We start from the raw sequence: 23,681 nt of genomic DNA, 5'->3' as shown, positions 1-23,681 counted from the left end.
AGGCGATCTCGGCCGAAGTCCTAGACCGCCTCTCTCGGGAGGAAACTCGAGGCAGATCCAATGACCCGCCGACGAATGCGCCGCCGCCCGTGGGAGCGGCGGGCGCTACTCAGCCCAGAACCGACCTAATCTTTTCGGCCGCCTGATCGAGTGCGTCCTTGGAGTTCATCTGGCCGGTCAGGGCCGCCTGGATGGCGTCCTGGATCGCCTTGGAGATCTTCGGCCACTCAGGATGCGGACCGCGCGGCTTGGCGTATTTCAACTGTTCAAGGAAGACCTTGAGCGCCGCGTCCTTGAGCGGTTCGCCGGTCGGCGGAATGGCGATATCGGAACGGGCCGGCAACTGCCCGAAATCCTTGAACATCCTGTCATCCTGCGAGACGAAGTATTCCAGCACCTTGAAAGCTTCTTCCGGATGCTTGGTGCTCGAGAAGATCGCCCAGTTGAAGTCACCCATGGCAGAGGAGCGTTCGGCGCTCGCTTGCGGCACCGGCAGCAGCGCCACGCCCCAATCGAATTTCGCCTCCTTGATCATGCGGTCAAGCTCCCAGGGACCGGAAATCGCCATGGCCGCATTGCCGGAGTTGAACGTACCGGTCGAATCCCATTGACCGCGTGTAAGCGTATCGGGGGAAGCAAGTTTCTCGTCGAGGATGGTCTTCCAGGTATCGAGCGCCTTCACTGCGCCGTCGGAATTGATGTTGTCATAGCCGCCGCCGGCCATCTGGGCCCAGGGCAGGAACTGGAAGGTTCCCTCCTCGTTCGCCTTCGCGGAGAAGGCGAGGCCGTAGACATTCGCGGCCGGGTCCGTGAGCTTGCGCGCCGCCTCGACCAGTTCGTCCCAGGTCTGGGGTGGCTTGTCGGGATCGAGGCCCTTCGCCTTGAACATGTCCTTGTTGTAGTAGAGCGCGATCGTATTGGTCGCCTTCGGGATACCGTAATACTTGCGGTCCCACGTTACGGAGGCAAGCGGCCCCGGGAAGTAGTTCTCCGGCTTGACCACCGTGGACTTCGCGATCATGTCACTGAGATCGAGAAAGGCGCCGCGCGAGGAAAACAGCGCGTGCTCCGGATTGTCGACGGCGATGATGTCCGGTGCCTGGCCCGTCGAATAGGCGCGCATCGCCTCGCTGACGACGTCATCAAACTGGATCTGCCGATATTCGACTTTAATTCCCGTATTGAGCTTGTTGAAATCATTGATCAAGTTCGGGGCCGGCTGGATGTCCCTGTCGAGCGACCAGACGCTGATCGTCACGTCCTCCGCATTTGCCGACAGGACCGGCAAGGAAAGGCTGGCAAGGGCGAACGCGCCCAACATTGCATATCTGCTGATACCCATGGAGTCCTCCTCTCAATGGTTGCCCGCGGCCGGCATCCTCCATGCCGTCCGTCGGGTATGTCTCGCCTCAGGCAGGATCGGCGACGAAGTCACCTCCTCGGCAGGTCTTCAGGTAGTTGAGCGCGTGCACCTGGCCGGTCATCTCCAGCGCGTCGTGGTAGACCGGGTCGTGCCAGCCCTCGATGTCGATCGAGCCGGACCAGCCGGCGAGCCGGAGCTCGGAGATGATGTCGGTCCAATTGCTGTCGCCGAACCCCGGCGTGCGCATGAACACGAACTTCTCCTTGCCGAAAATGCCGTGCTCGCGGATGACGTCCCAGCGGATCGTCGCGTCCTTGCCGTGCACGTGGAAAATCTTGCTCGCCCATTTGCGGATCTGCGGCAGCGGCTCGATCAGGTAAACCATCTGGTGACAGGGCTCCCATTCGAGCCCGATGTGATCGTCCGGCGTCTCGTTGAAGATCAGTTCCCAGGCGTCGGGATTGTGGGCGATGTTCCAGTCGCCCGTCTCCCAGTTGCCGTCCATGGCGCAGTTTTCGAAGGCGATCTTCACGCCCTTGTCGGCGGCTCGCGCGGCGAGCTCTCGCCAGACCTTCCGGTATCGCGGCAGGCTGTCGGTGAGCGGCCGATTGCGAATGCGCCCCGTAAAGCCTGCGACGCAGGTCGCTCCGAAATGGTGAGCGTTGTCGATGCAGTCTTTCCAGCCCTCAAGCGTCTGCAGGTCGATGTCGGTCTCCTCGAGCGGATTGCCGAACATGCCGAGCGTCGAGATCGTGATGTCGCGGTCGCCGATCGCCTCGCGGCAGCGCTTGCCGAGTTCGGCGAGGTTCTGCCCGTTGGTCGTCTGCCAAAAGAACGGCTCGAAGCTCTCGAAGCCGAGATCGGCGATCTCCGAAATGCGTTTTGCTGCTCCGCCCTTGGTGGCGCTGACCATGGTGCCGATGCGGATGGACTTGGCTGGGTTGCTCATCGATTGCCTCGCTCAGATTGTCACGCGCTGCCGGGTGCGGGCGCTCTCGATCGCTGCGAACACCATGGCAAGGCTGTTGATATTGTCGTCGCTTGCCGTCTCCGGCTTTTGCCCGCTGCGGATGGCCGCGACGAAATCGGCAATTACGCTCGCATGCCCATGCGTTTGCCGCGGGTCGGCGGGCTCCGGGATTTCGAGCGGGAGCGGTTCGCGCAGGAAGCCGTCGCCGCCGGAAACCGTATGGGCACGGAAGCTTTCGGCGCCATCCCAAAGCAGGGTCCCGCGAGTCCCGGTGATACGCCACGCGCTCTCCCAGCTCGTATTGGCGCCCTCGGCGCACCAGGAGCCGCGATAGGTGAAGGTGACCTTATCCGAGAGCTCGAAGATCGCCATAGCGGCCGCGCCGTGACGGTACCAGGAGCCGCGCGGGTTCTCCTCATGGCAATAGACGGCGATCGGCTTCTTGTCGGCGATGAAGCGGGCCGCATCGAAAGTGTGGATCGCCATGTCCAGAAGCAGCACGTGATCCATCTCTTCGCGAAAGCCGCCGAAATGCGCGCCGATGAAGAAGTCGCAGTGAATGCCGGTCAGTTCTCCAAGCGCGCCCTCTTCCACGAAACGGCGGATGCGGCGCACGCCGGAGATGAAGCGGCGGTTCTGCACGACCGCATGCAGCTTGCCTGCCTCGTCGGCGAGCCGAACTAACTCACGGCCGGCCTCGATCGAGGTGGCCATCGGCTTCTCGCTGAGCACGTGGCAGCCGTGGCGGAAGCCGGTCGCGACGACTTCGCGTCGCGCAGCAGGTACGACGACGTCGAAGAGGATGTCCGGCTTCGTTTCGGCGAGAACCGCGTCAAGATCCGAGCCGATGACGACATCCTTGAGATCGAACTCGGCGGCAAGCGCGGTCGCGACCTCCGGCTTGACGTCGACAAGCCCGACCAACCGGATCTGCGACCGGAGATCCGGAGTGGCGGCGATCGCCCTCACCCAGCCCCTGGCCATGGCTCCGCACCCGCATAGAACTGCGCGCAAGATCACGGTTTCTCCTCCCAAACGATGACGATTTCGCCTTGTTTCGGCGTCCGTAAACGTTTACGGAACTATGCGGAGTTTCCGAAACATGTCAATAGGGAATCGGGAACGACGAGCGGGCAGAGGAGGAAACACTCCGACAATGAAGGGCATTCGGCGGCTTGCGCAGCATCTCGACATATCGATTGGAACAGTTTCCCGAGCACTGAACGGTCGCCCGGATGTCAACGAGGAGACACGTCGTCGGGTGCTGGCGGCGGCCAAGGAGCTCGGCTATGTGCCGAACCAGTCGGGGCGAAGCCTGCGCCAGGGCACGACCAACATCATCGGCTTCATGATGCAGACCGGCACGGAGATCACCGGTCAGGGCGACACGTTCTTCATGAGCGTCTTCGACGGCGTGCAGGCGGTTTTCGGCAGGCACAAGCTCGATCTGGTTGCGCTCCTCTGCTCATCTGAGGAGGATCCCGCCGACTATCTCAGCCGGGTGGTCGCCCGCGGCTTTGCCGACGGGGTGATCCTCTCGGCGACGCAACGGCACGATGCCCGTGTCGAGCTTCTGTCGGAGCGCAATATTCCCTTCGTCACCCTTGGCCGAACCCTAACCGATGCCGGCCAGCCATGGCTTGATCTCGATTTCGAGGGGATGGCGCAGGCTTCCATCGACCGGCTGGTGGCGCGCGGCCATCGCCGTATTGCCGTCACACGTCCGCATGACGACGTCAACCTCGGCTACGTCTTCGTCGAGCGCTGCCGCGAGGCGCTGGCCTCGCACGGCCTGGCGCTTGAGGAGGAGCTGATCTTTCGGTCCACCCCCAACGAAGCCGGCGGATACCAGGTCGGCCGCGAGCTTCTCTCACTCGATGAGCGTCCGACCGCCATCGTGCTGATCAATGAAACGATAGCCATCGGCTTTTACCGGGCGTTGTCCGAGGCAGGCGTGAAGCCCGGACGCGATATCGCGGTCATTGGACGCTACAGCCCGCATGCCCAATTCCTCTCGCCCTCCCTCACCTGCTTCCGGCTTTCGCTGCGCGATCTCGGCGTCGCCCTGGCCGAAACGCTGCTCTCGACCATGCCGGTCTTCCGGGAGCATTACCCGCATGGGACAGCGAACAAGCTCTGGCCGATGGAGCTTGTCGAAGGCGCCAGCGACGCCCTCCACATCCACCAGCCCTGAGTGGGCGGCCGCCTGCCCCGGTCACAATCAAGGGTGGCTCTTGGCACCAAATGCATCGCCGAGACGTCAATTCGCCGGATTTGAAATGTACGGCGCTGATGTGGATCATTTAGATGATCCCGCCGTTTGTAAGCATCAGTGAACGCTGTCGGTTCTGACTCGTGTCTCTCGTTGGAGAATTGGCGACCGTTCCTCGTCGATCGCAATGTTTCGCATGGGCTCGATCGAGAGTCCATAAAAGAAATTCGATTTCAAGTGGTTAGAGCGGATTTCGAATGTAACGCGTTCTCTCGACATCCTGCTGGAGAAGGAGATCGCAATGCGCGGAATTTTCTTTTTGCTCGTCGGATTGTCTACAACCACCTTTGCTTACTCCCATGACGCGCCCAGCGGCTGGAAATATCCGAACTCCTGCTGTTCGAACTTCGACTGCCGTCACGTCAACCAGACGGCCGTAAGCGAACGTCCGCAAGGCTACATCATAAACGCCACCGGCGAAGTCCTCCCCTATTCCGACCGAAGAGTGCGCATATCCCCGGACGGCGAGTATCACTGGTGCTCGGCGGCGGGCGAAGACCGCGGAAGAACGATCTGTCTTTTTGTCCCGGCGAGGGCCTATTAGGCCCGGAACCAGGAGCATCCACGCGTCTAAGCGGCGTCAGACAGAGATCGATCGCGATCACTCACACGCGGAAACGACGCTTCGGCAGCCGCAGGGAACGAACCTGCCGGTCATTGATTGTACATTCGAGTTTGCCCCGCCGCCCGGTGGACAATCAAGGCGATGTCCAAGCCGCCGCTGGCAGCATACACTCAGTAACCGTCGATCCCGGGCGGCAGGAGCGCATCGCGCATGGCTTGGTCATTCAGGATTGGGACGATTGCCGGCACCGCGCTCCGCGTGCACGTGACCTTTGCGCTGCTGCTCGTCTGGATCTGGCTGATGCACTACAGGATCGGCGGTACGCCGGCCGCGCTTGAAGGAATCGCCTTCGTTTTGGCTGTCTTCGGCTGCGTCGTGCTGCACGAATTCGGGCACATTGCCGCGGCGCGCCATTTTGGCATCAGGACGCCGGACATCACGCTGCTTCCGATCGGCGGCGTCGCCCGGCTCGAGCGCATGCCGGAAGAGCCCGGGGCGGAGTTCGTGATTGCGATCGCCGGCCCGCTCGTCAACGTGGCGATCGCCGGCGTCCTCATTCTTGTGCTCAGGACCTCGATCGGCATGGAGCAGATCGCCGGGATCGAGGACCCGCATATGAGCTTTCTGGCGCGGCTCGCCGGGGTGAATGTGTTTCTGGTGCTTTTCAACATGATCCCGGCTTTTCCGATGGATGGCGGCCGCGTCCTGCGCGCCGCGCTTGCCTCGCGCTTGAGCTGGCCGCGTGCCACCCAGATCGCCGCGATGATCGGCCAGGGGCTCGCCTTCGTTTTCGGTTTCGTCGGCCTGTTCTACAATCCGCTGCTGATCTTCATCGCAATCTTCGTCTATCTGGCCGCGACAGCGGAAGCACAGAACGCACAGATCCGGGAGGTTTCCGGCAGCGTTCTGGTGAGCGACGTGATGATTACCGAATTCACGACGCTCGACCGCACGGCGAGCATCGACGAGGCTATCGAAGCCCTGCTTGCGACGACGCAGCGCGAGTTCCCCGTCGTCGATGCCTCCGGCCATTTCGAGGGCCTGCTCACCCGGGACGATATGATCCGTACATTGAAGGAAAAGGGCGCAACAACGCCCGTCGTTCTGGCAATGCGCCGTAACGTGCCGAGGATCCACCATCGCAAGCGCCTCGACGAAAGCCTCCGACTTATGCAGGAGGCGAGCTCCCCTGCCGTCGCGGTCGTCGACAGCATGGACCGCCTGGTAGGGCTGATGACCCATGAGACCATCGGCGAGATGATGATGGTGCGCGCGGCCGCAGCCGGCCGTTTCCGCTTCGGGCATTTGCGGCATGGCAATCCCGAGAGCCGAAGCTGAACTTCGCGGCGGCTAGGACCATTTTTGCTTCACGGAATGTTGTTGAGAGGCGTCTCGATCCGGCCGCTGCTTTGCGGATAGTGTTGGGCATGACCGAAACATGGTTCCTCGACGATGAAGACGTGTCGCTCCCTGCTCTTCGCGTTCCTGCTCTTGCTCGTGCCCGGCCACGGTTTCGCGCTGGATCTGCCCCGTTCCGGCCATCCCGTTTTCGACCGGGCCGTCGAGTTGGTCGTCGACAATTTCTATGACACATCCGGGCTTGACCGCTTCAATGCCGCGGTCCGCCGCCAGGTCACGGATGAGCGCGGCAAACTGACCGCAAAGAGCTCGGACGATCGCGTTGATGCGGCGGTCGACAGCGTACTCGCCAGCCTCGGCGTGTCGCATACCGGCCGCTTCACCGCCGACAGGATCGATTATTACGAACTGGCCGACATATTCCGCTTCGCCATCCGCAACGACATCAAACGCCTGTTCCCGCCGGATGGCGAAGTTCGTTATGCCGGGATCGGCATGGTCACGCGCCTCGAAGGCGCACAGCGCTTCGTCAGCGATGTCTATGACGGGGCGCCCGCCGCCCGGGCAGGCATCAGGCTCGGCGACGAGATCCTCTCCGTGGACGGCCTGCCTTACCGCGAGATTGCATCCTTCCGCGACAGGATCGGCCGAACCGTCGACGTCCGGCTGCGCCGGCACCGCGACGCACTGCCAATCACCCTAACGGTTGCCGTCGAGCGGCTGCAGCCGCTGCGCACCTTTGAAAAGGCGATAGAGACGAGCATCGCGGTCACAGAACGGGAGGGGCGGCGGATCGGCTACCTGCGGCTCTGGACCCTGTCGACCCGCGACGGTCTCGATATAGTCGCCCGTGAACTCGCCGGCGGTCGCCTCAAGGACGCCGACGGCGTCATCGTCGACCTGCGCGGTCGATGGGGCGGCGGCCCGCCGGATGCGGCGGGCCTTTTCGTCGGCGGGGTGCCGACATTCCGGCTGATCTCGCGGGACGGCAAGGACATGTTCGGAACCGTTCGCTGGCGGCGACCGGTGGTGGCGATCATCGATGAAGGGTCGAGAAGCGGCCTCGAACTCTTCGCCCATGCCCTGAAGGTGAATGGCATACCGCTCGTCGGCTCACGCACGGCCGGTGCCCTGCTCGCAGGGCGGGCCTTTCTTCTTCCCGACGACAGCCTTCTGGAAGTGGCGGTCTCCGATGCGGTCATCGACGAAGGTCTGCGGCTGGAAGGCCGCGGCGTCGAACCGGACATAGCGGTGCCCTTCAGCCTGCCCTATGCGGCGGGGCGCGATCCGCAACTCGACGCCGCCATGATGGAAATGCAGCGCATTCTCGCCAAGGGCTGAACGGCCCGGCCGCCCTACTCGCTCTGGCGGAAACTGCGGATGCGGTCGAACAGGACGGCAAGCACCGTCGCGCCGCCGATGAAGGTTCCCTGCCAGAAGGCGTTGATGCCGAGGAGCCCGAGGCTGTTGCGGATCACCTCGATCAGCGCCGCACCGATCAGCGCGCCGGAAGCGGTACCGACGCCCCCGGCCAGGTTGGCGCCGCCGATGACCGCCGCGGCGATTACCTGCAGCTCCATGCCGGCGCCGATGTTCGTGGTGACTGCGCCGAGCCAGCCGGTCTGGATGATGCCGGCAACGCCCGCCGAGAGCGCCGAAATCATATAGACGGTAACCTTGATCCGGCGTACCGGAACGCCGGTCAGCGTCGCGGCGTGCTCGTTGCCGCCGATCGCGAAGACGTAGCGGCCGAACTTCGTCCAGCGCAGCACGAAACCGGTGAGCAGCGCCAGCACGATCATATAGATCACCGGATTGGCAATGCCGAAGAACCAAGCACCGCCCCCAAGCGCCAGGAGCATGTCGTGATCCGGTCCGAATTGGAAGACGACGGTGTTGTTGGAGGCGACCATCGCCAGGCTCCGTGCGATCGACAGCATGCCGAGCGTGATGACGAAAGGCGGAAAGCCGAGATAGGCGATCATGACCCCGTTGAAACCCCCAATCACCAGGGCCGTTCCGACCGAGGCGGCAATCCCGACCTCGATGCTGTAGCCGGCATTCATGACCACCGCGAGCACCATGCTGCAGAGACACAGCACCGATCCGACCGAGAGGTCGATGCCGCCCGTGATGATCACCAGCGTCATGCCCAGCGCGATGATTGCCACGAAGGTGAAATTGCGGGTGATGTTGTAGAGGTTCTTCGGTGTCGCGAAGGTATCCGTCGCGACCGACAGGAAGAGGCAGGCCAGAATGACGGCGATCAGCACCCAGAACGTCTGGCTGGACAGAACCGAGTTGACCCAGCCCTGCTGCCTCTGCCCGATCGCCCGATCCAAGGTAATTGCCATGACCGACCTTCGCTTTTCCTTCGCTTTTCCTGGGCCTCGTTATACCTGTTCGATCGCCCCGGTGATCAGACCCGTGACCTCTTCTGGCGAACTCGCCGCAATCGGCTTGTCGGCGACCTTCCGGCCGCGCCGCATGACAATGACCCGATCGGCAACGTCGAAGACGTCCGGCATGCGGTGGCTGATCAGCACCACGGCGATGCCGCGGTCGCGCAAATGGCGGATGAGATTCAGCACTTCCGCCACCTGGCGCACGGAAATTGCCGCCGTCGGCTCGTCCATCAGCACGATCTTCGCTTCCGAAAGCATGGTGCGGGCGATCGCCACGGCCTGCCGCTGACCGCCGGACATCTGCTTGACGAGATCGCGCGGTCGGGTTTCCGACTTCAGTTCCTTGAATATCTCGCCGGCACGCCGATACATGGATTTATAGTCGAGGATGCGCAACGGACCGACGCCGCGCCGCAATTCCCGCCCGAGGAAGACGTTCGCCGCTGCCGTCAGGTTGTCACATAGCGCCAGGTCCTGATAGACGATCTCGATGCCGTGCTGGCGAGCTTCGACGGGGCGATGCATGACGAGATCGGACCCGTTCATGCGCATCGTACCGTGGCTCGGCCGGAAGTTGCCGGCGATCATCTTGACGAGCGTCGACTTGCCGGCGCCGTTGTCGCCCATGAGGCCGACGACCTCGCCTGCCTGAAGCGAAAAGGAAACGTCGTTGACCGCCTGGATGGCGCCGAAATGCTTGGAAACATTGGCGAGTTCGAGAACCGCCACGATAGCCTCCCGATACCTGTGGCCGAAGCAGCGCCCCGCGCATACTTCGATTTGGATGAAGCCTATGTGCCGCCGCCGCCCGGGTCTCCTCCCCCTGGGTATGCGATCTCCATTTACGCAAATGCGCAGAACAGCGTCAATCAATCGTCCTACAAATAAAGACGTATATGCGCGCGAACTCATATTGTATTACAAATATTCGTTGACGCGCGAAGCGCGCAGATATTAGCTATCAGCAGGAGGAGAGCATGCTGATCCTTGTCACCGGGGCAACGGGCAAGGTCGGACAGCATCTCATCGCTGGGCTGCTTGACGATCCGCGTTTTTCCAAGGCGCGCATCCGTGCGCTTTGCCACAACCGCCTGTGTGCCGAGACTGACCGTGTCGAAGTGGTTCGCGGAACGATCGCCGAGCGCGACGTCGCCGCCCGAGCGCTCGTCGCGGTAACGCATGTCGTCCACCTCGCCACCTGCAAGGAGACCCCCGACAGCGTCATGGACGTGACGGTCAAGGGGCTGTTCTGGCTGCTCGAGGAATTCCGGGTGAGCGAGACCGCCCGGCAGTTCATCCTGCTCGGCGGCGATGCCGGTATCGGCCATTTCCACTATCGTCACGACGGCCCCGTCACCGAGGCGACGCCGCATAGCGCCTATCCAGGCTGCTACGCGCTGTCGAAGGTCCTTGAAGAGGTGATGCTGGAGCAATACGGCATCCAGTACGGTTTGAATACCTGCTGCCTGCGCGCGCCCTGGATCATGGAGAAGGACGACTTCAAGTACTCCCTCTCCTTCGGCGACGATGTCTTCGGCGGGCCGGTCTGGAAGGACCTCGTTCCCGAGGTCGACGCCAGGCGCTACGCGAGCGAAGGAACCGTGCCGCTGCTGCGCGACGCCGACGGACAGCCGCTGAAGCGCAACTTCGTTCATGTCGACGATCTGGTCTCGGCGACGCTGGCGGCGATCGATCATCCCCGCGCGGTGCGCCAACTCTTCAACATCTCTATGGATCGGCCGGTCGATTACGGCGAACTCGCCGCCTATCTCGCCCGCACACGCGGCCTTGCCTCCGTCGACATCCCGAGCCGCTTCCATTCCAACTGGATGGACAACAGCAAGGCCAAATACCTGCTGGGTTGGCGACCCGACTACGGTCTCGAGAAGCTTATAGACTCTGCCTGGCAGTACGAGCGCTCGGAGGAGGATCCGCGCATCGTCTGGTATCCCGGCTGACTGGTGTCGCGGACACGAGGTGTCCGCGCGTTTCAAGGGAGGAAAGCATGAGGAAGGCATTATTGCTTGCTGCAGCCGTGCTGGCGCTCACCGCCGGTACCGCTTTGGCCCAGAAGAAGCAGCTTGTCATTGTCGTGAAAGGCCTCGACAATCCGTTCTTCGAGGCGATCAACCAGGGCTGCCAGAAGTGGAACAAGGAAAACCCGGATTCGGAGTATGAATGCTTCTACACCGGCCCTGCCTCGACATCCGACGAGGCCGGAGAGGCGCAGATCGTCCAAGACATGCTGGGCAAGGCGGATACCGCAGCGATCGCCATCTCGCCCTCGAACGCCAAGCTCATTGCCCAGACGCTCAAGACCGCAAATCCGACAGTTCCGGTCATGACACTCGACGCGGATCTCGCGGCCGAAGATTCGGCTCTGCGCAAAACCTATCTCGGCACGGACAATTACCTGATGGGCTTCCGCATCGGTGAGTACATCAAGAAGGGCAAGCCGAATGGCGGCAAGATCTGCACCATCGAAGGCAATCCCGGCGCCGACAATATTCTGCGCCGTGCCCAGGGCATGCGTGATGCGCTGACCGGTCAAAAAGGGCTGGCGGAGCTCAAGGGCGAAGGCGGTTGGACCGAAGTTGCCGGGTGCCCGGTCTTTACCAACGACGACGGCGCCAAGGGCGTCCAGGCGATGACCGATATCCTGGCCGCCAATCCCGACCTCGATGCCTTCGGCATCATGGGCGGGTGGCCGCTGTTCGGCGCACCGCAGCCTTACCGCGACCTGTTCAAGCCGATGGCCGACAAGATCGCCAAGAACGAGTTCGTGATCGGCGCTGCCGACACGATCGGCGAGGAAGTGGCGATCGCCAAGGAGGGACTGGTGACCGCCCTCGTCGGGCAGCGGCCCTTCGAGATGGGATACAAGGCGCCCTCGGTGATGATGGACCTTATCGCCGGCAAGCCAGTCGAAGATCCGGTCTTCACCGGTCTCGACGAATGCACCAAGGACACCGCGGATACCTGCATCCAGAAATAGTATGCGCGAGGGAGGCGGACCTGGCGCCCGCCTCCCTGTCCGCCTCGCCTAGATCTGCCAGTCGGCGTCCAACTGATAGGCCCTGATATAGTCGATCTTCATCTGCGACCCGTCGACGAGCCCGTCGCTCGGCGTGCCGGCGATGCCCCCGACTGCCAGGTTGACGAGCATATACATCGGGTCGTGCATGTCTGACGGCGTGTCGGCACGTGCGATTGCCGCATCGTCGAAGTACCAGACGATCTCGTCTTCCGTCCAAAGCACCCCGTATTTGTGAAAGCCGCTGGCGTCAGCAACCTTCACTGCGCTCGCAATACTGGTCTGCGAACCGGTCTCGTTGGAATGAACGGTGGCGATAACGGTATTCGGATCCTGGCCACGCATTTCGACGACGTCGAGTTCCGGCGGCCAGGAGCCATCGGCCGGCAGCAGCCAGAAGGCCGGCCAGACGCCCTGGTCGTCCGGCATGTCGGCGCGGATCTCGAAATAGCCGTAGGTCTGGGCAAAGGACGAATGGGTCGTCAATAGGCCGGATGTGTAGTCATAGCCGTTGATTTCGGCCTGAATTGCCTCCGACGCGGGCTTGGCGGTAATTGTCAGAATGCCGTTGTTGACGGAAAACGGGTTGGCCGAAGCGGTCGGCTGATAGCTCGGATTGATGTACCACTGCAGTTCGCCGTTTCCGGTAAGCGTGCTTCCCTTTTCCGGCGCCCACCAGAATTTGGGTTCCCAGACGCCGCTCGTGCCATTTTGCAGCTGAAGCGTGTTGAACTCGTCCGAAAATGTCTGCGTCAGCACGGAGCGGTCCAGGCTGAGCCTGAACTGGTGCGCCTGCAACTGGTCGACGGTGGTATTGGCGAACACCAAACTCTCGCCGTCTGCCAAGGCAAGCCGCAGATTGGCTCCCTCCTGGCTAGCATTGTCCAGAACCTGCTGGAAAGAGGTAAACCCGTAGCCGTCGAGGCGCACGGTGTCGTCGAAGTTGAAGTCGGTGACAAGGTCGCTTCCGTTGCCGCGCGCGAACACGAAGGTGTCGGCCCCGCCCGCGCCGATCAGGACATCGTTGCCGCCGTCGCCGTCAAGCGTCTGGCTGCCCGAGCCACCCTTGATGATATTGTCGGCGTCGTTTCCGAAGGCGAACCGGCCGTTGCCCGTGACGGTCAGGTTCTCGAAATTCGCCGGCAGCGTATAGCTCATCCAGGTGTTGATCGTGTCGACGCCTTCGCCGGCGGCCTCTTGGGCCCGGTTGATCCCCGAATAGAGATAATAGATATCGTCACCCTTCCCGCCGATCATGGTGACGTTGACGGAACTGTCGCCCCAAATGGAATCATTGCCGGCGGTGCCATAGAGTGTCGGCCCCGATCCGGTGGCGGAAAACCAGGCCGTCGAGCTTCCGCTATAGTAGAGCGGCTTGCCCACGGCGTTCAGCACAGTTCTGCTCATCATATGTCTCCAGTTTTGAGTGACCTCCTCCTCCGCGAAGCCCAAGGGCTACACCCTCCGGCGACGACCCTAACACCGCAGTCCGGGCGCTACACCCCTAACACTTTGGGGTCATTCTGGAACAAAGCTCCGATCAGTGGCGTTGTCTGGTGTTATGCGACGTGCGGAGGGAACAGATGTGCAGTGCGGAGACTCTGCCCAAATTCGATTTGGGCGATCTGAGTGTGTTGGGGTCACCGGATTTTCGAGCGGCACTCGATGCGCTTGCCGTCGCCGTCTACACCACCGATGCGGAAGGCTACATCACCTATTGCAACCCGGCCGCAGCCAGCCTCGCCGGGCGCCAGCCGGAGATCGGCCGGGACCGCTGGTGCGTCAGCTGGAAGCTTCGGCACCCCGACGGCGCGCCCCTGCGGCACGACGAATGCCCGATGGCCATGGCTCTGAAAGGGCGACAGCCGATCCGGGGCCAGGAACTGCTGGCGGTTCGACCGGACGGCTCGACCGCGTTGCTGCTCCCGCATCCCACACCGATCTTCGACGAGTCCGGTGAACTTACCGGCGCAGTCAATCTCCTCGTCGACATTACCGACCGCAAGAGCGCGGAAAAGGATTCCCGCTATCTGGCGGCCATTGTCGAATCCTCGGACGACGCCATCGTTGCCAAAGATCTGAACGGCATCATAACGAGTTGGAACAAGGGTGCCGAGCGGCTGTTCGGGTATCGGGTCGACGAGGTGGTGGGCAAGTCGATCACCATTCTCATGCCGCCCGGCTATGAGAATGAGGAGCCCAATATCCTCAGGCGCATCCGCAGCGGCGAGCGTATCGATCACTACCAGACGACGCGCCGCCGCAAGGACGGCAGGCTCATCGATATATCGCTGACCGTCTCGCCGGTTCGAGACGCTTTTGGGCGCATCATCGGTGCGTCCAAGATTGCCCGCGACATTACCGAACAAAGACGGGGCGCCGCGGCGCTCGCCGCTCGTCTGCGCGAACAAGCAGCGCTTTACCGCCTCACCGAGCGGCTGCACCGGGCCCAGGACATCTCGGAGGTGTATGAGGCGGCGCTCGATGCCATCCAGGGCGCGCTCTGCTGCCACCGGGCCTCCATTCTGATTTTCGACAATTCGGCAACCGACAGTTCTGCAAAGATGCATTTCGTCGCCTGGCGCGGCCTGTCGCCAGAATATCGAAGCGCGGTAGACGGTCATTCTCCCTGGACCGGCGGGGAGCGGGATCCGCAGCCAATCTTCCTCCAAGATGTTGCGCAAGCCGACGCGCTGGCCGCTCTCAGGCCGGTCATCGAGGCTGAAGGTATCCATGCGCTTGGCTTCATCCCGCTTGTCGCCGACGGCAGGCTCATCGGCAAGTTCATGACCTATTATGATCTGCCGCATGCTTTCACCGACAACGAGATCGACGTGGCATTGACGATCGCCCGCCAGCTCGGATTCAGCATTCAGCGCATGCGCGCCGACGAGGCGCGGCGTCTGGCCGAAGAGCAGCTGCGTCGCAACGAGGCAAGCGAGAGGGCACGCGCAGCCGAGTTGATGGCCATCATGGAGGCCGTACCGGCTTCGATCTGGATCGCACGTACGCCCGATTGCCGTATCATCAGCGGCAACCGAGCCGCCTATGAGCTTCTCCGCCAGGCACCGGACTCCAACCTGTCGCTTTCGGCATCGAGCGATGAGCGGCCCGATAATTTCTGCGTCTTTTCGGCAGGTAAGGAGCTATCGCCCGAGGAGCTCCCGGTGCAGCGCGCGGCGCGCGGCGAAATGGTGCCGAATTTCGAGGAAGAAGTCCGCTTCGAAGACGGGACATCGCGTCACCTCTTCGGCAACGCAACGCCACTACGGGACGCCGCCGGCCAGGTGATCGGCGCCGTGGCCGCATCAGTGGACATTACCGCGCGCAAGCAGGCCGAGGAAGCACTGCAGGAGAGCGAACGCCGGCTGCAGATCGCCCTCGGCGCGGGACGGATGGGCGCCTGGGAATGGAACATCGCCACCGGCAAGATCATCTGGTCGCCGGGCCTCGAGGCGCTCCATCATCTCGAGCCGGGAACATTCGGCGGCACGTTTGAGGATTTCAAGCGCGACATCCATCCCGACGATCTCCTCCTTGTCGAGCTGGAAATCGCCAGGGCGATGGAGACGCGCGAGGATTATCACGTCGTCTACCGAATCAGGCTTCCCGACGGAAGGATCCGCTGGATGGAAGCGTTCGGGCAGTTCTCGACCCTGGGTGCCGCAATGCCCGGCAAGTTGGCCGGCGTTTGCATGGACATCACCGAGCGTAAGGAAGCCGAAGCGCAGCGCAACCTCCTCGTCGCCGAGCTCAGCCACCGGGTCAAGAACACGCTTGCAATCGTAAGCTCGATCGCGCGCCAGTCCTTTTCGGTCAGCCCGGATATCCACGAGGCGCATCGCTCGTTCGATGCGCGCATCAGGGCGCTCGCCCAAACCCATACACGTCTGGCCGAAGCAAGCTGGTCGGGGGTCTCGTTGGAAACCGTGCTGTTGGACGAACTGGCCCCCTATCACGACGACGGCAGGAATAACGTGACGCTCTCCGGCCCGCCGATGATGCTGCCACCGAAATACGCCCTGACGCTCGGCATGGCGGCCCACGAACTTGCCACCAACGCCGCGAAGCATGGTGCGCTTTCGGTGAAAACCGGCGGCGTCGGCATCGAATGGTCGGTGGACCGGGAAACCGATCGGCTCCATATCCGCTGGAGTGAATCGGGCGGCCCTCCCGTCCTTGCTCCCAAGCGCAATGGTTTCGGCCGCCTGCTGCTCGAACGCGTGCTCGCCTCCGACCTCGGCGGCGAAGTCCAGCTCGAATTCGCGTCGCAAGGCCTGGTATGCATGATCGACATTCCCTACCCTCGCGAACCTTCTCCATGACAGCCACGCAGCCATATCGGGTCTTCGTCGTAGAAGACGAATTTCTTGTGGCACTGCAAATCGAGGACGATCTTATCGCGGCCGGTTATCTGGTGGTCGGGCCTTTCACCAGCCTCAGCACGTCGATCGCGGCCTCGCGCGCGGAGAGTTTCGACGTGGCGACGCTCGACCTGAATCTGCGCGGCGAGCTCGTCTACCCGCTCGTCGACGAACTGCTCGAGCGCCAGGTGCCGGTCCTGCTGCTGACTGGCTATGCGTCATCGGATCTGCCGGAGCGATTCCGCGCGCTGCCGCGCCTCAGCAAGCCGTTCGACGGCGCCGAGCTCGTTAGGAGAATCAGGAGCCTTGTAGCTGCTGCATGAAGCTCGCGTCGAACAGCTCACGCGCATAGGCATCATGGGCGACGCCGCGCTGCAGGTCGTTTTTCGTCAATTCGTCGACGAATGTCCCGTCCTTCATCACCAGGACCCGATCGCACATATGGGCGACGACGGCGAGATCATGGCTGACCAGCACGAATGTCAGGCTCCGCTCGTCGCGCTGATCCGCCAGGAGGTTGAGGACCTCGGCCTGGATCGACACGTCGAGAGCCGATGTCGGTTCGTCGAGCAGCAGGATAGGCGGAGACAAAATCAGCGCCCGCGCGATCGCCACGCGCTGACGCTGTCCGCCCGAGAGCTCGTGCGGGAAACGATTGGCGAAATCCGCGGGCAGCCCGACCTGCCGCAAGGCCCGCAGCACCCGCTCCCGATCGTCGCGATGGCCCATCGCCTTCAAGGGCTCGGCGAGCGCCGTGCCGATCCGGTGGCGCGGGTGCAGCGAACCATACGGGTCCTGAAACACCATTTGCGCCAGCTTGAGCTCCTCGCGCCCTCGAAGCCTTCCGACTTCGCGCCCGTCAAACCAGATGCGCCCCGTCCAGCCGCCTTCGAGGCCTGCCAGCGAGCGTAGCAGCGTGGACTTGCCGCAGCCGGACTCGCCGACGATGCCGAGCGTCTCGCCCCACTCCACGGCAAAACTGACGTCGCGCACGACATGGTGGCGGCTCTGGCCATGGCCGAAGGCCACATCGAGATTCTCGACCCTGATCACCCCACCCTCCCCCCGATGTTTTCGAGCGCCTGGCGGTCCATGACGGCAAGCCGCCTCACCGGATGGCGCGCGTCCGGCATCGCCGCGATGAGGGCGCGCGTATAGGAATGCTGCGCCTTGTCCAGGCTGGTCAGTTCCTCGGCGATCCTGCCGCGATACATGACGATAATCCGGTCACAGAAGCTGGCGACCATGCGGATGTCGTGGCTGATGAGGATGAGGCCTGAATTGTTCTCACGCACCAGCTCGTCAAGCAGATTGAGAACGTCCTTGCGGACGCTGACGTCCAGCGCCGAAGTGGGTTCGTCGGCAATGACGAGTTTGGGCCGCGCTATCAGCATCATCGCGATCATCACCCGCTGGCCCATGCCGCCCGAGATCTGGTGCGGATACTGCCCCATCACCCGGTCCGGATCGCTGATCCGTACCCGGATCAGCATGTCGCGCGCCGCGCTCAGAGCCTGCTTGCCTTTGAGACCGAGATGCAGCCGCGCCGACTCGGCGATCTGCTTGCCGATCGACAGGACGGGATTCAGAGAATAGCGGGGATCCTGCATGATCAGCGCCATCTCCTGTCCCCGCAACCGGTCCATCTGCCGCTCCGACTTGCCGAGGAGCTCCTCGCCGCAGAAGACCATGGTCTTTGCGGTGACACCGGCCTTCGCCGGCAGCAGCCGCATGATCGCCCGGCCGGTCGTCGACTTGCCGGAACCCGATTCGCCGACGATGCCGACGCGCTCGCGGCCGATGTCGAAGCTGACATCGGTGACGGCGGCGACCGCGTCTCGGCCGAAGCGAACGTTCAGGTCGCGGATGGAAAGGATCGGCGAAGCGTCACGATCGGGCATGGCGTGGGTCCATGATGTCGCGGAGCGTATCTCCAACGATGTTGAAGGCGAGGCTGGTCAAGAGGATTGCAATGCCGGGCATCACCGCCACCCACCAGAAATCGAGCATGAACTTGCGGCCGCTCGAGATCATCGCACCCCATTCCGGCGCCGGCGGCTGGGCGCCGAGGCCGAGGAAGCCGAGCGACGCGGCCGTCAGGATGATGCCGGCCATGTTGAGCGTCAGGCGGACGATAACCGAGGGGATGCACATCGGGGCGATGTACAGGAAGAGGATGCGAAGCCGGCTTGCCCCGTAGAGCCGCGCGGCCGCGACATAGTCGGCATTACGAACCACCAGCGCCTCGGCCCGGGCGAGACGGGCGATCGGCGGCCAGGCGGTGAGCGAAATCGCGATGATCGCTGTCGAAAGGCTGGCACCGAGCGCCGCCGCAAAGGCAAGCGCCAGGATCAGCGACGGGAAGGAAAGCACAATGTCGGTGGCGCGCATCAGGATCGCATCGGTGCGCCCGCCGAAGAAACCGGAGACGACGCCGATGACCAGTCCGATTGGGCCGACGATGATCGAGACGAAGAAGATCGTCTGGATGGTAATGCGCGAGCCGTAGAGGAGCCGGCTGAAGATGTCCCGCCCGAACTCGTCGGTGCCGGCGAGATGCGCCAGGCTCGGCGGCTGCAGCGCGTTCGAGAGCGACTGGGCGGTCGGGTCATATGGGGCGATCAGCGGTGCGAAGGCGGCTACCAGCAGGAGCAAGCCGATGATCGCGAAGCCGGCAAGACCAAGCGGCTCCTCGGCAAGCTTGCCGGCCGCGCGGCGGAGCGCCGAAAGCATACGTTCCGTGAGACCTGGCGACTGCAGCATTTCGGAATCGGTCCTGATAGCGTCACTCATCGCGCCGCCTCCCGGGTCCGCGGATCAAGGATCGCATAGGCGATGTCCGCAATGAAGTTGAGTAGCATGAAGACGAAGCCGACGATGATGGTTGCCGCGAGCACCGCGTTCATGTCGCCGATCATCAGGGCGTTCGTCATGTATTGGCCGATGCCCGGCCAGGAGAAGACGATCTCGGTCACCACCGCTCCTTCGAGCAGGTTGCCATAGGAAATCGCAAGCACGGTGATCAACTGGACGGCGATGTTCGGCAGGACGTGATGGGTGACCGTGCGGGCAGGCCCCGCACCCTTGGCACGCGCCGCAATCACGTAGTCCTGGCTCAACTGTTCCAGCGTGAAGCTGCGCGTCATGCGGGTGATATAGGCCATGGCCATATAGGCGAGGATGGCGGCCGGCAGGATGATGTGCGACAGCGCGTTCCAGAAAATCTCGGTTTCTCCGGCAAGGAGGCTGTCGACGAGCAACATGCCCGTCACCGGCTCGACCATGCCCTCATAGAAGACGTCGATCCGGCCCGGGCCGCCGACCCAGTCGAGCGCCGCATAGAAGATCACCAGCCCGACGATACCGAACCAGAAGACCGGGATGGAGTGGCCGACGAGAGCCACGACGCGGGCGAACTTGTCGACGAAACTGTCTCGGAACAGCGCGGCGGCGAGCCCCAGCGGCACGCCGACGACGGCGGAAATGATAATCGCCAGCGTCGCCAGCTCGAAGGTGGCCGGAAAGGCCTGCAGCATGTCGCTGGCGACCGAGTTGCCGGTGAGGATCGCCTGGCCGAAATCGCCCCGGAAAAGGCCTTGCAGGTAGATGACGAACTGCCGGTAGATCGGTAGGTCGAGGCCGAGCCGCGCCCGCATCGCTTCGTAGGCGGCCGGATCCGCCAGCTCGCCGACGATGGCGCCGACCGGATCAGCCGGGAGGACACGGCCAATGACGAAGGTGACCGTTAGCAGGATGAACAGGCTGACGACGAGGTGGAGGACGCGCCGTGCCAGCTCGCTTGCGGTGAGTTCCTTCATGGCCGTGTCCCGACGCCGCCCTTAATCGGACGCCTTGGTGACGCCTTCGAGGCGCGTCAGCTGATTGGGATGACCGACATAGTCCTTGACGCGCGCATTGACGACGATTGGCTCGAAGCGTTCGAAAAGCGGCAGCACAGCCGGCTTCTGCTCCACGAACTTTTCCTGCATCTCGACATAGATCTCGCCGCGCTTCTTCGCGTCCGGCTCGAGCGAGGCCTTGGCGGTCAGCGCCGTCAGCTCCGGAATGTCCCAGGCCGAGCGCCAGACGAAATTGCCGGCATTGTTCGCTTCCTTGGAATTGTCCGGATTGCTGGAGAACTGTTCCATGGAACCGAGCACGTTCGGCATATAGGCGCCGGTCTGGGGTATGAGCAGGTCGAAATTGCGCGCCCGGTGATCGGCGATGATGTCTGAGCCGTTGCCCTGCTGGATGTCGACCTTGATCCCGACCTGGCCGAGCGAGCCCTGGATGGCGGTCGCCAGGTCGATGCGTGGCGTCTGCGCGATGGTCTTCAGCGTCAGCGAAAAGCCGTTGGGATACCCCGCTTCCGCCAGCAGCGCCTTGGCCTTCGTCGCATCGAAATGCCAATCCGGATTGGGGATGGCATATTCATAATCCTCAGGGACCGGCACGTTGCGGACCCGGCCATAGGGGCCCATGATCGTCTGCTCGATGCCCTTGTAGTCAATGCTGTAGGCGATCGCCTCGCGCACCTTGGGATTGGCGAGATACTCGTTGCCGGCATTCATCGACAGAACGTAGAAACCGCCGGTCGGCACCCGCTGGACCTCGAAACCTTGCTGGCCCTCGAAGGTCTTCAGGTCCGCCGCGCTCAGCGCGCTGGCGACATCAATGTCGTTGCGCTCGAGCATGAGGCGCGCCACCTGGCTTTCCGGCACGTGCCGCACGATGACACGACGCATGTGCGGTGCGCCGCCGGCATACGCGTCGTTCGCCTCGATGATGACCATCTCGTTCGGCGTCCAGCGCTTCAGCGTGAAGGGGCCGGAACCTGCCGAATTCGTGCGCAGCCAGGCATTGCCGTAGTCATTGTCCTGGACGTGCTTCTTGACCTCGACGCTGTCGACGACGCTCGCGACGCACATCGCCAGCCGGTAGAGGAGCAGCTCCGCCGTGGTTTCGCCGGAGAGGTCGATCCGCACCGTCCGCGGATCCACTGCCCTGACGAGCCTGTCTACATTATCGGCCTTGTAACCGATGCGCTTGAAATTGGCAGCCGAGGCCTGATCGAGCTTGAGCAGCCGCCCAAGCGAATAGACGACATCATCGGCGGTAACCGGATTGCCGGAGGCGAAGGTCGCTTCGCGCAGGTGAAAGGTGATGCCCTTGTCATCGATCTCCCAGCTTTCGGCGAGCTGCGGCGCGATTTTGCGGTTTTCCGTCTTCACCAGCCGGTCGTAAAGATTGGACATGATCTCGACCGCCTTCGCCTCGGTCGCCTGTTGCGGATCGAGCGACAGAACCTGGGCGAGCGATGTGCCGATGACCAATTGGTCGTCGGGAGTAGCGGCGTTTACGCCTGTTGCAGAAAAGCTCAAAACGATTGCGGCGGCCCCTGCGATGAGGCCCTTCGAAAAATGCTTCATTGAAACTCCTCCCTGACCTATTATAGGAGACATATTACGTCGTCCGTATGTCATAGTATGAATTAGCGGCATTCGGCGGCGTTGGCAAGAGCTTTCCGGGCGAGACCGCGAAAGCGGGCACTTTGATGAGGGGACGATGGCGGGCGGACGACAGAGACTGGCGCAACAGGTAATCGACGAACTGCGCCGGCAGATCGAAGCCGGCAGGCTGAAGGAAGGCGACCAATTGCCGACCGAGCCACAATTGGAGGCAAGCTTCGGCGTGAGCCGCACGGTGGTCCGCGAGGCAATCGCCGACCTGCGCGCCGCAGGCTACGTCCGCCCCATCCAGGGCAAGGGCGTTTTTGTCAGCGACCCGAAGGCAAGCCAGCGCTTTGCGCTGAGCCCGGTGGAGATCAGGAGCATCCCGGAGACGCTCGAGCTTCTCGAGTTCCGGCTGGCTTGCGAGAGCGAAGCCGCGGCAATCGCCGCGTATCGCAGGACGGCCGAGCAGGAAGCGGCGATCGGCGCGGCCAATAGAAAAATGGCGCAGCTGATTGTGGAGGGGAAGCCGACCGTCGAGGCCGATTTCGAGTTCCATATGGCCATCGCCGCAGCCACCAACAACCGCTTCTACCTCGATGTCATGCGCCAATTCGGGCCGCGCGCCATTCCCCGCAGCCAGTTCACGACATTGCCGGAGGCTGCCGACAGAGATTATTTGCTCGGCGTCCAGGCGGAACATGTCGAGATCCTCGCAGCCATTGCCGACCAGGATCCGGAACGCGCTAGGCAGGCGATGCGCAAACATATCATCGCCAGCCAGCGTCGCTACCGGCGCCTCGCCGAGCAATAATCCGCTCGACAGGTCCCCGGAATTCATATTATGTCATATGAAATGGGCTGAAGGCATTCAGAAGGAGCTGTCCATGTATGTAGGAACGCAGGTCGCAGCGCGCGACGACGAGGATTACCGCGTCTACGCCCAACTTGGCGTCAAGAATATCTCGGCCGATCCGCCGGGCGATCCGGCAAGCTGGACCCTGGAGGATTTGGAACGGCATCGCGACCACGTCGAGAGCTTCGGCCTGGTGCTCGACATGATCCAGCTTCCCCTTCCCTCGAAGCCGATCGAGAAAGCCTCCTATCCCGATATCCTGCTGGCCGGACCGGAGCGCGATCGCCAGATCGACGCGGTCTGCCGGATGATCGAGAACTGCGCCCGCGCCGGCATTCCGGCGGCCAAGTACAATCTGAACCTGATCGGCATTCCCCGCAGCGAGATGGAACGCGGCCGCGGCGGCTCGATGAACGAGGCCTTTCGCTGGGAGCGGGTCGACCGGAGCGCTGCGCCGGGCCTTGCCGGCGTTCTGTCGGAGGACGAGAACTGGGAGCGGATCGACTATTTCCTGGAGCGGGTGGTGCCTGTTGCGACGAGCAATCGCGTGCGCATCGCCTGCCATCCCCACGATCCCTACGCGCCGCCCGGCTACCGCGGCGTGACGCGCGTGCTCGGCACCGTCGAGGGCCTCAAAAAATTCGTGCAGATGCACGAGAGCCCCTATCACGGCCTGAATTTTTGCCAGGGTTCGATCGGCGAGATGCTCGACAATCCGCGCGAGGAGATCGACGAGATCATCCGCTGGTTCGGCACGCGCGGCAAGATCTTCAATCTGCACTTCCGCAACATCCGCGGCGGCAAGCTTTCCTTCATGGAAACCTTCCCCGACGAGGGCGACATGGACATGGTGCGCTCGCTGAAGATCTATCACGAGGTCGGATACCAATACATGGTGATGCCCGACCACGTCCCGACGATCAGCGGCCGCGACCCGACCGGCGTTGCCTTCGCCTTCTGCTATGGCTACATCGCCGCGCTCATCGAGTCGCTTTCCGCCAGGTGAGCGGCACCTTGCCGCCCAAGGTAGCTGTTGGACGGCA

At 62.8% G+C, this 23,681-nt stretch carries 21 protein-coding genes; 10 read left to right on the top strand and 11 right to left on the bottom strand.

The window, feature by feature from the left end:
- Window positions 1-109: 109 nt before the first annotated feature.
- The 3 genes from ATC00_RS25595 to ATC00_RS25585 form a co-directional block, all read right to left on the bottom strand.
- Complete coding sequence (locus ATC00_RS25595) at window positions 110-1,342, bottom strand: ABC transporter substrate-binding protein (protein ID WP_064254920.1); 1,233 nt, start codon at window positions 1,340-1,342, stop codon at window positions 110-112.
- Window positions 1,343-1,409: 67 nt separating this feature from the next.
- A complete protein-coding gene (locus tag ATC00_RS25590; protein WP_064254919.1) occupies window positions 1,410-2,312 on the bottom strand; it encodes a sugar phosphate isomerase/epimerase family protein in 903 nt (300 codons plus the stop codon).
- A 12-nt stretch (window positions 2,313-2,324) separates the two neighbouring features.
- Complete coding sequence (locus ATC00_RS25585) at window positions 2,325-3,317, bottom strand: Gfo/Idh/MocA family protein (protein ID WP_064254918.1); 993 nt, start codon at window positions 3,315-3,317, stop codon at window positions 2,325-2,327.
- 172 nt (window positions 3,318-3,489) lie between these two features.
- Here ATC00_RS25585 and ATC00_RS25580 point away from each other — a divergent pair, with 172 nt between their 5' ends.
- The 4 genes from ATC00_RS25580 (at window position 3,490) to ATC00_RS25565 (ending at window position 7,870) form a co-directional block, all read left to right on the top strand.
- Window positions 3,490-4,527, top strand: a complete 1,038-nt coding sequence (locus ATC00_RS25580; RefSeq protein WP_064254917.1) for a LacI family DNA-binding transcriptional regulator — start codon at window positions 3,490-3,492, stop codon at window positions 4,525-4,527.
- Between the two features lie 319 nt (window positions 4,528-4,846).
- Window positions 4,847-5,149, top strand: a complete 303-nt coding sequence (locus ATC00_RS25575) for a hypothetical protein (RefSeq protein ID WP_064254916.1) — start codon at window positions 4,847-4,849, stop codon at window positions 5,147-5,149.
- A gap of 231 nt (window positions 5,150-5,380) precedes the next feature.
- On the top strand, window positions 5,381-6,508 hold the full coding sequence (locus tag ATC00_RS25570) for a site-2 protease family protein (protein ID WP_064254915.1): 1,128 nt from the start codon (window positions 5,381-5,383) through the stop codon (window positions 6,506-6,508).
- A 114-nt stretch (window positions 6,509-6,622) separates the two neighbouring features.
- Entirely contained in the window at window positions 6,623-7,870 is a 1,248-nt protein-coding gene (locus ATC00_RS25565) for a S41 family peptidase (RefSeq protein ID WP_064254914.1), read from the top strand.
- 14 nt (window positions 7,871-7,884) lie between these two features.
- Here ATC00_RS25565 and ATC00_RS25560 read toward each other — a convergent pair whose 3' ends face one another.
- Both ATC00_RS25560 and ATC00_RS25555 read right to left on the bottom strand, forming a co-directional pair.
- Window positions 7,885-8,883, bottom strand: a complete 999-nt coding sequence (locus ATC00_RS25560) for an ABC transporter permease (RefSeq protein WP_064254913.1) — start codon at window positions 8,881-8,883, stop codon at window positions 7,885-7,887.
- A 39-nt stretch (window positions 8,884-8,922) separates the two neighbouring features.
- Complete coding sequence (locus ATC00_RS25555) at window positions 8,923-9,666, bottom strand: ATP-binding cassette domain-containing protein (protein WP_037380731.1); 744 nt, start codon at window positions 9,664-9,666, stop codon at window positions 8,923-8,925.
- A 245-nt stretch (window positions 9,667-9,911) separates the two neighbouring features.
- On the opposite strand from ATC00_RS25555, the gene ATC00_RS25550 reads away from it, so the two are divergent.
- Window positions 9,912-10,892 (top strand): NAD-dependent epimerase/dehydratase family protein, encoded by a 981-nt coding sequence (locus tag ATC00_RS25550; RefSeq protein ID WP_064254912.1) that lies wholly within the window; start codon window positions 9,912-9,914, stop codon window positions 10,890-10,892.
- 47 nt (window positions 10,893-10,939) lie between these two features.
- Entirely contained in the window at window positions 10,940-11,929 is a 990-nt protein-coding gene (locus tag ATC00_RS25545) for a sugar-binding protein (protein ID WP_037380167.1), read from the top strand.
- A gap of 48 nt (window positions 11,930-11,977) precedes the next feature.
- On the opposite strand, the gene eglC is transcribed toward ATC00_RS25545, so the two are convergent.
- The gene (gene eglC / locus ATC00_RS25540; protein ID WP_064254968.1) at window positions 11,978-13,375 is read right to left on the bottom strand and encodes an endo-1,3-1,4-beta-glycanase EglC; all 1,398 of its coding nucleotides are present in this window, start codon (window positions 13,373-13,375) and stop codon (window positions 11,978-11,980) included.
- 176 nt (window positions 13,376-13,551) lie between these two features.
- Here eglC and ATC00_RS25535 point away from each other — a divergent pair, with 176 nt between their 5' ends.
- Both ATC00_RS25535 and ATC00_RS25530 read left to right on the top strand, forming a co-directional pair.
- Window positions 13,552-16,293: a PAS domain S-box protein gene (locus ATC00_RS25535; RefSeq protein WP_064254911.1), complete on the top strand. Its 2,742-nt coding sequence runs from the start codon at window positions 13,552-13,554 to the stop codon at window positions 16,291-16,293.
- On the top strand, window positions 16,290-16,655 hold the full coding sequence (locus ATC00_RS25530) for a response regulator (protein WP_064254910.1): 366 nt from the start codon (window positions 16,290-16,292) through the stop codon (window positions 16,653-16,655). The genes ATC00_RS25535 and ATC00_RS25530 overlap by 4 nt, the downstream gene beginning before the upstream one ends.
- Here ATC00_RS25530 and ATC00_RS25525 read toward each other — a convergent pair.
- Genes ATC00_RS25525 through ATC00_RS25505 form a run of 5 tightly spaced genes read right to left on the bottom strand, consistent with a single transcriptional unit; the run spans window position 16,630 to window position 21,761 of the window.
- Window positions 16,630-17,385 (bottom strand): ABC transporter ATP-binding protein, encoded by a 756-nt coding sequence (locus ATC00_RS25525; RefSeq protein ID WP_064254909.1) that lies wholly within the window; start codon window positions 17,383-17,385, stop codon window positions 16,630-16,632. The genes ATC00_RS25530 and ATC00_RS25525 overlap by 26 nt on opposite strands.
- A complete protein-coding gene (locus tag ATC00_RS25520) occupies window positions 17,382-18,233 on the bottom strand; it encodes an ABC transporter ATP-binding protein (RefSeq protein ID WP_064254908.1) in 852 nt (283 codons plus the stop codon). Before ATC00_RS25520 ends, ATC00_RS25525 begins: the two co-directional genes overlap by 4 nt.
- Entirely contained in the window at window positions 18,220-19,095 is an 876-nt protein-coding gene (locus ATC00_RS25515) for an ABC transporter permease (protein WP_412458428.1), read from the bottom strand. The genes ATC00_RS25520 and ATC00_RS25515 overlap by 14 nt, the downstream gene beginning before the upstream one ends.
- A gap of 26 nt (window positions 19,096-19,121) precedes the next feature.
- The gene (locus ATC00_RS25510; protein WP_064254906.1) at window positions 19,122-20,150 is read right to left on the bottom strand and encodes an ABC transporter permease; all 1,029 of its coding nucleotides are present in this window, start codon (window positions 20,148-20,150) and stop codon (window positions 19,122-19,124) included.
- Window positions 20,151-20,171: 21 nt separating this feature from the next.
- Window positions 20,172-21,761 carry an ABC transporter substrate-binding protein gene (locus ATC00_RS25505; protein ID WP_064254905.1) on the bottom strand — a complete coding sequence of 530 codons (1,590 nt, stop codon included), beginning with the start codon at window positions 21,759-21,761 and terminating at the stop codon, window positions 20,172-20,174.
- A 136-nt stretch (window positions 21,762-21,897) separates the two neighbouring features.
- Here ATC00_RS25505 and ATC00_RS25500 point away from each other — a divergent pair, with 136 nt between their 5' ends.
- Together ATC00_RS25500 and ATC00_RS25495 are read left to right on the top strand one after the other, a co-directional pair.
- Complete coding sequence (locus ATC00_RS25500; RefSeq protein WP_064254904.1) at window positions 21,898-22,596, top strand: FadR/GntR family transcriptional regulator; 699 nt, start codon at window positions 21,898-21,900, stop codon at window positions 22,594-22,596.
- 73 nt (window positions 22,597-22,669) lie between these two features.
- Window positions 22,670-23,644 (top strand): mannonate dehydratase, encoded by a 975-nt coding sequence (locus ATC00_RS25495; protein WP_064254967.1) that lies wholly within the window; start codon window positions 22,670-22,672, stop codon window positions 23,642-23,644.
- Window positions 23,645-23,681 lie beyond the last annotated feature (37 nt).

The organism is Sinorhizobium americanum, from assembly GCF_001651855.1.
GTDB lineage: Bacteria > Pseudomonadota > Alphaproteobacteria > Rhizobiales > Rhizobiaceae > Sinorhizobium > Sinorhizobium americanum.
The sequence above is the reverse complement of the archived record's forward strand: the minus strand, read 5'-3'. Positions and strand labels throughout refer to the sequence as shown.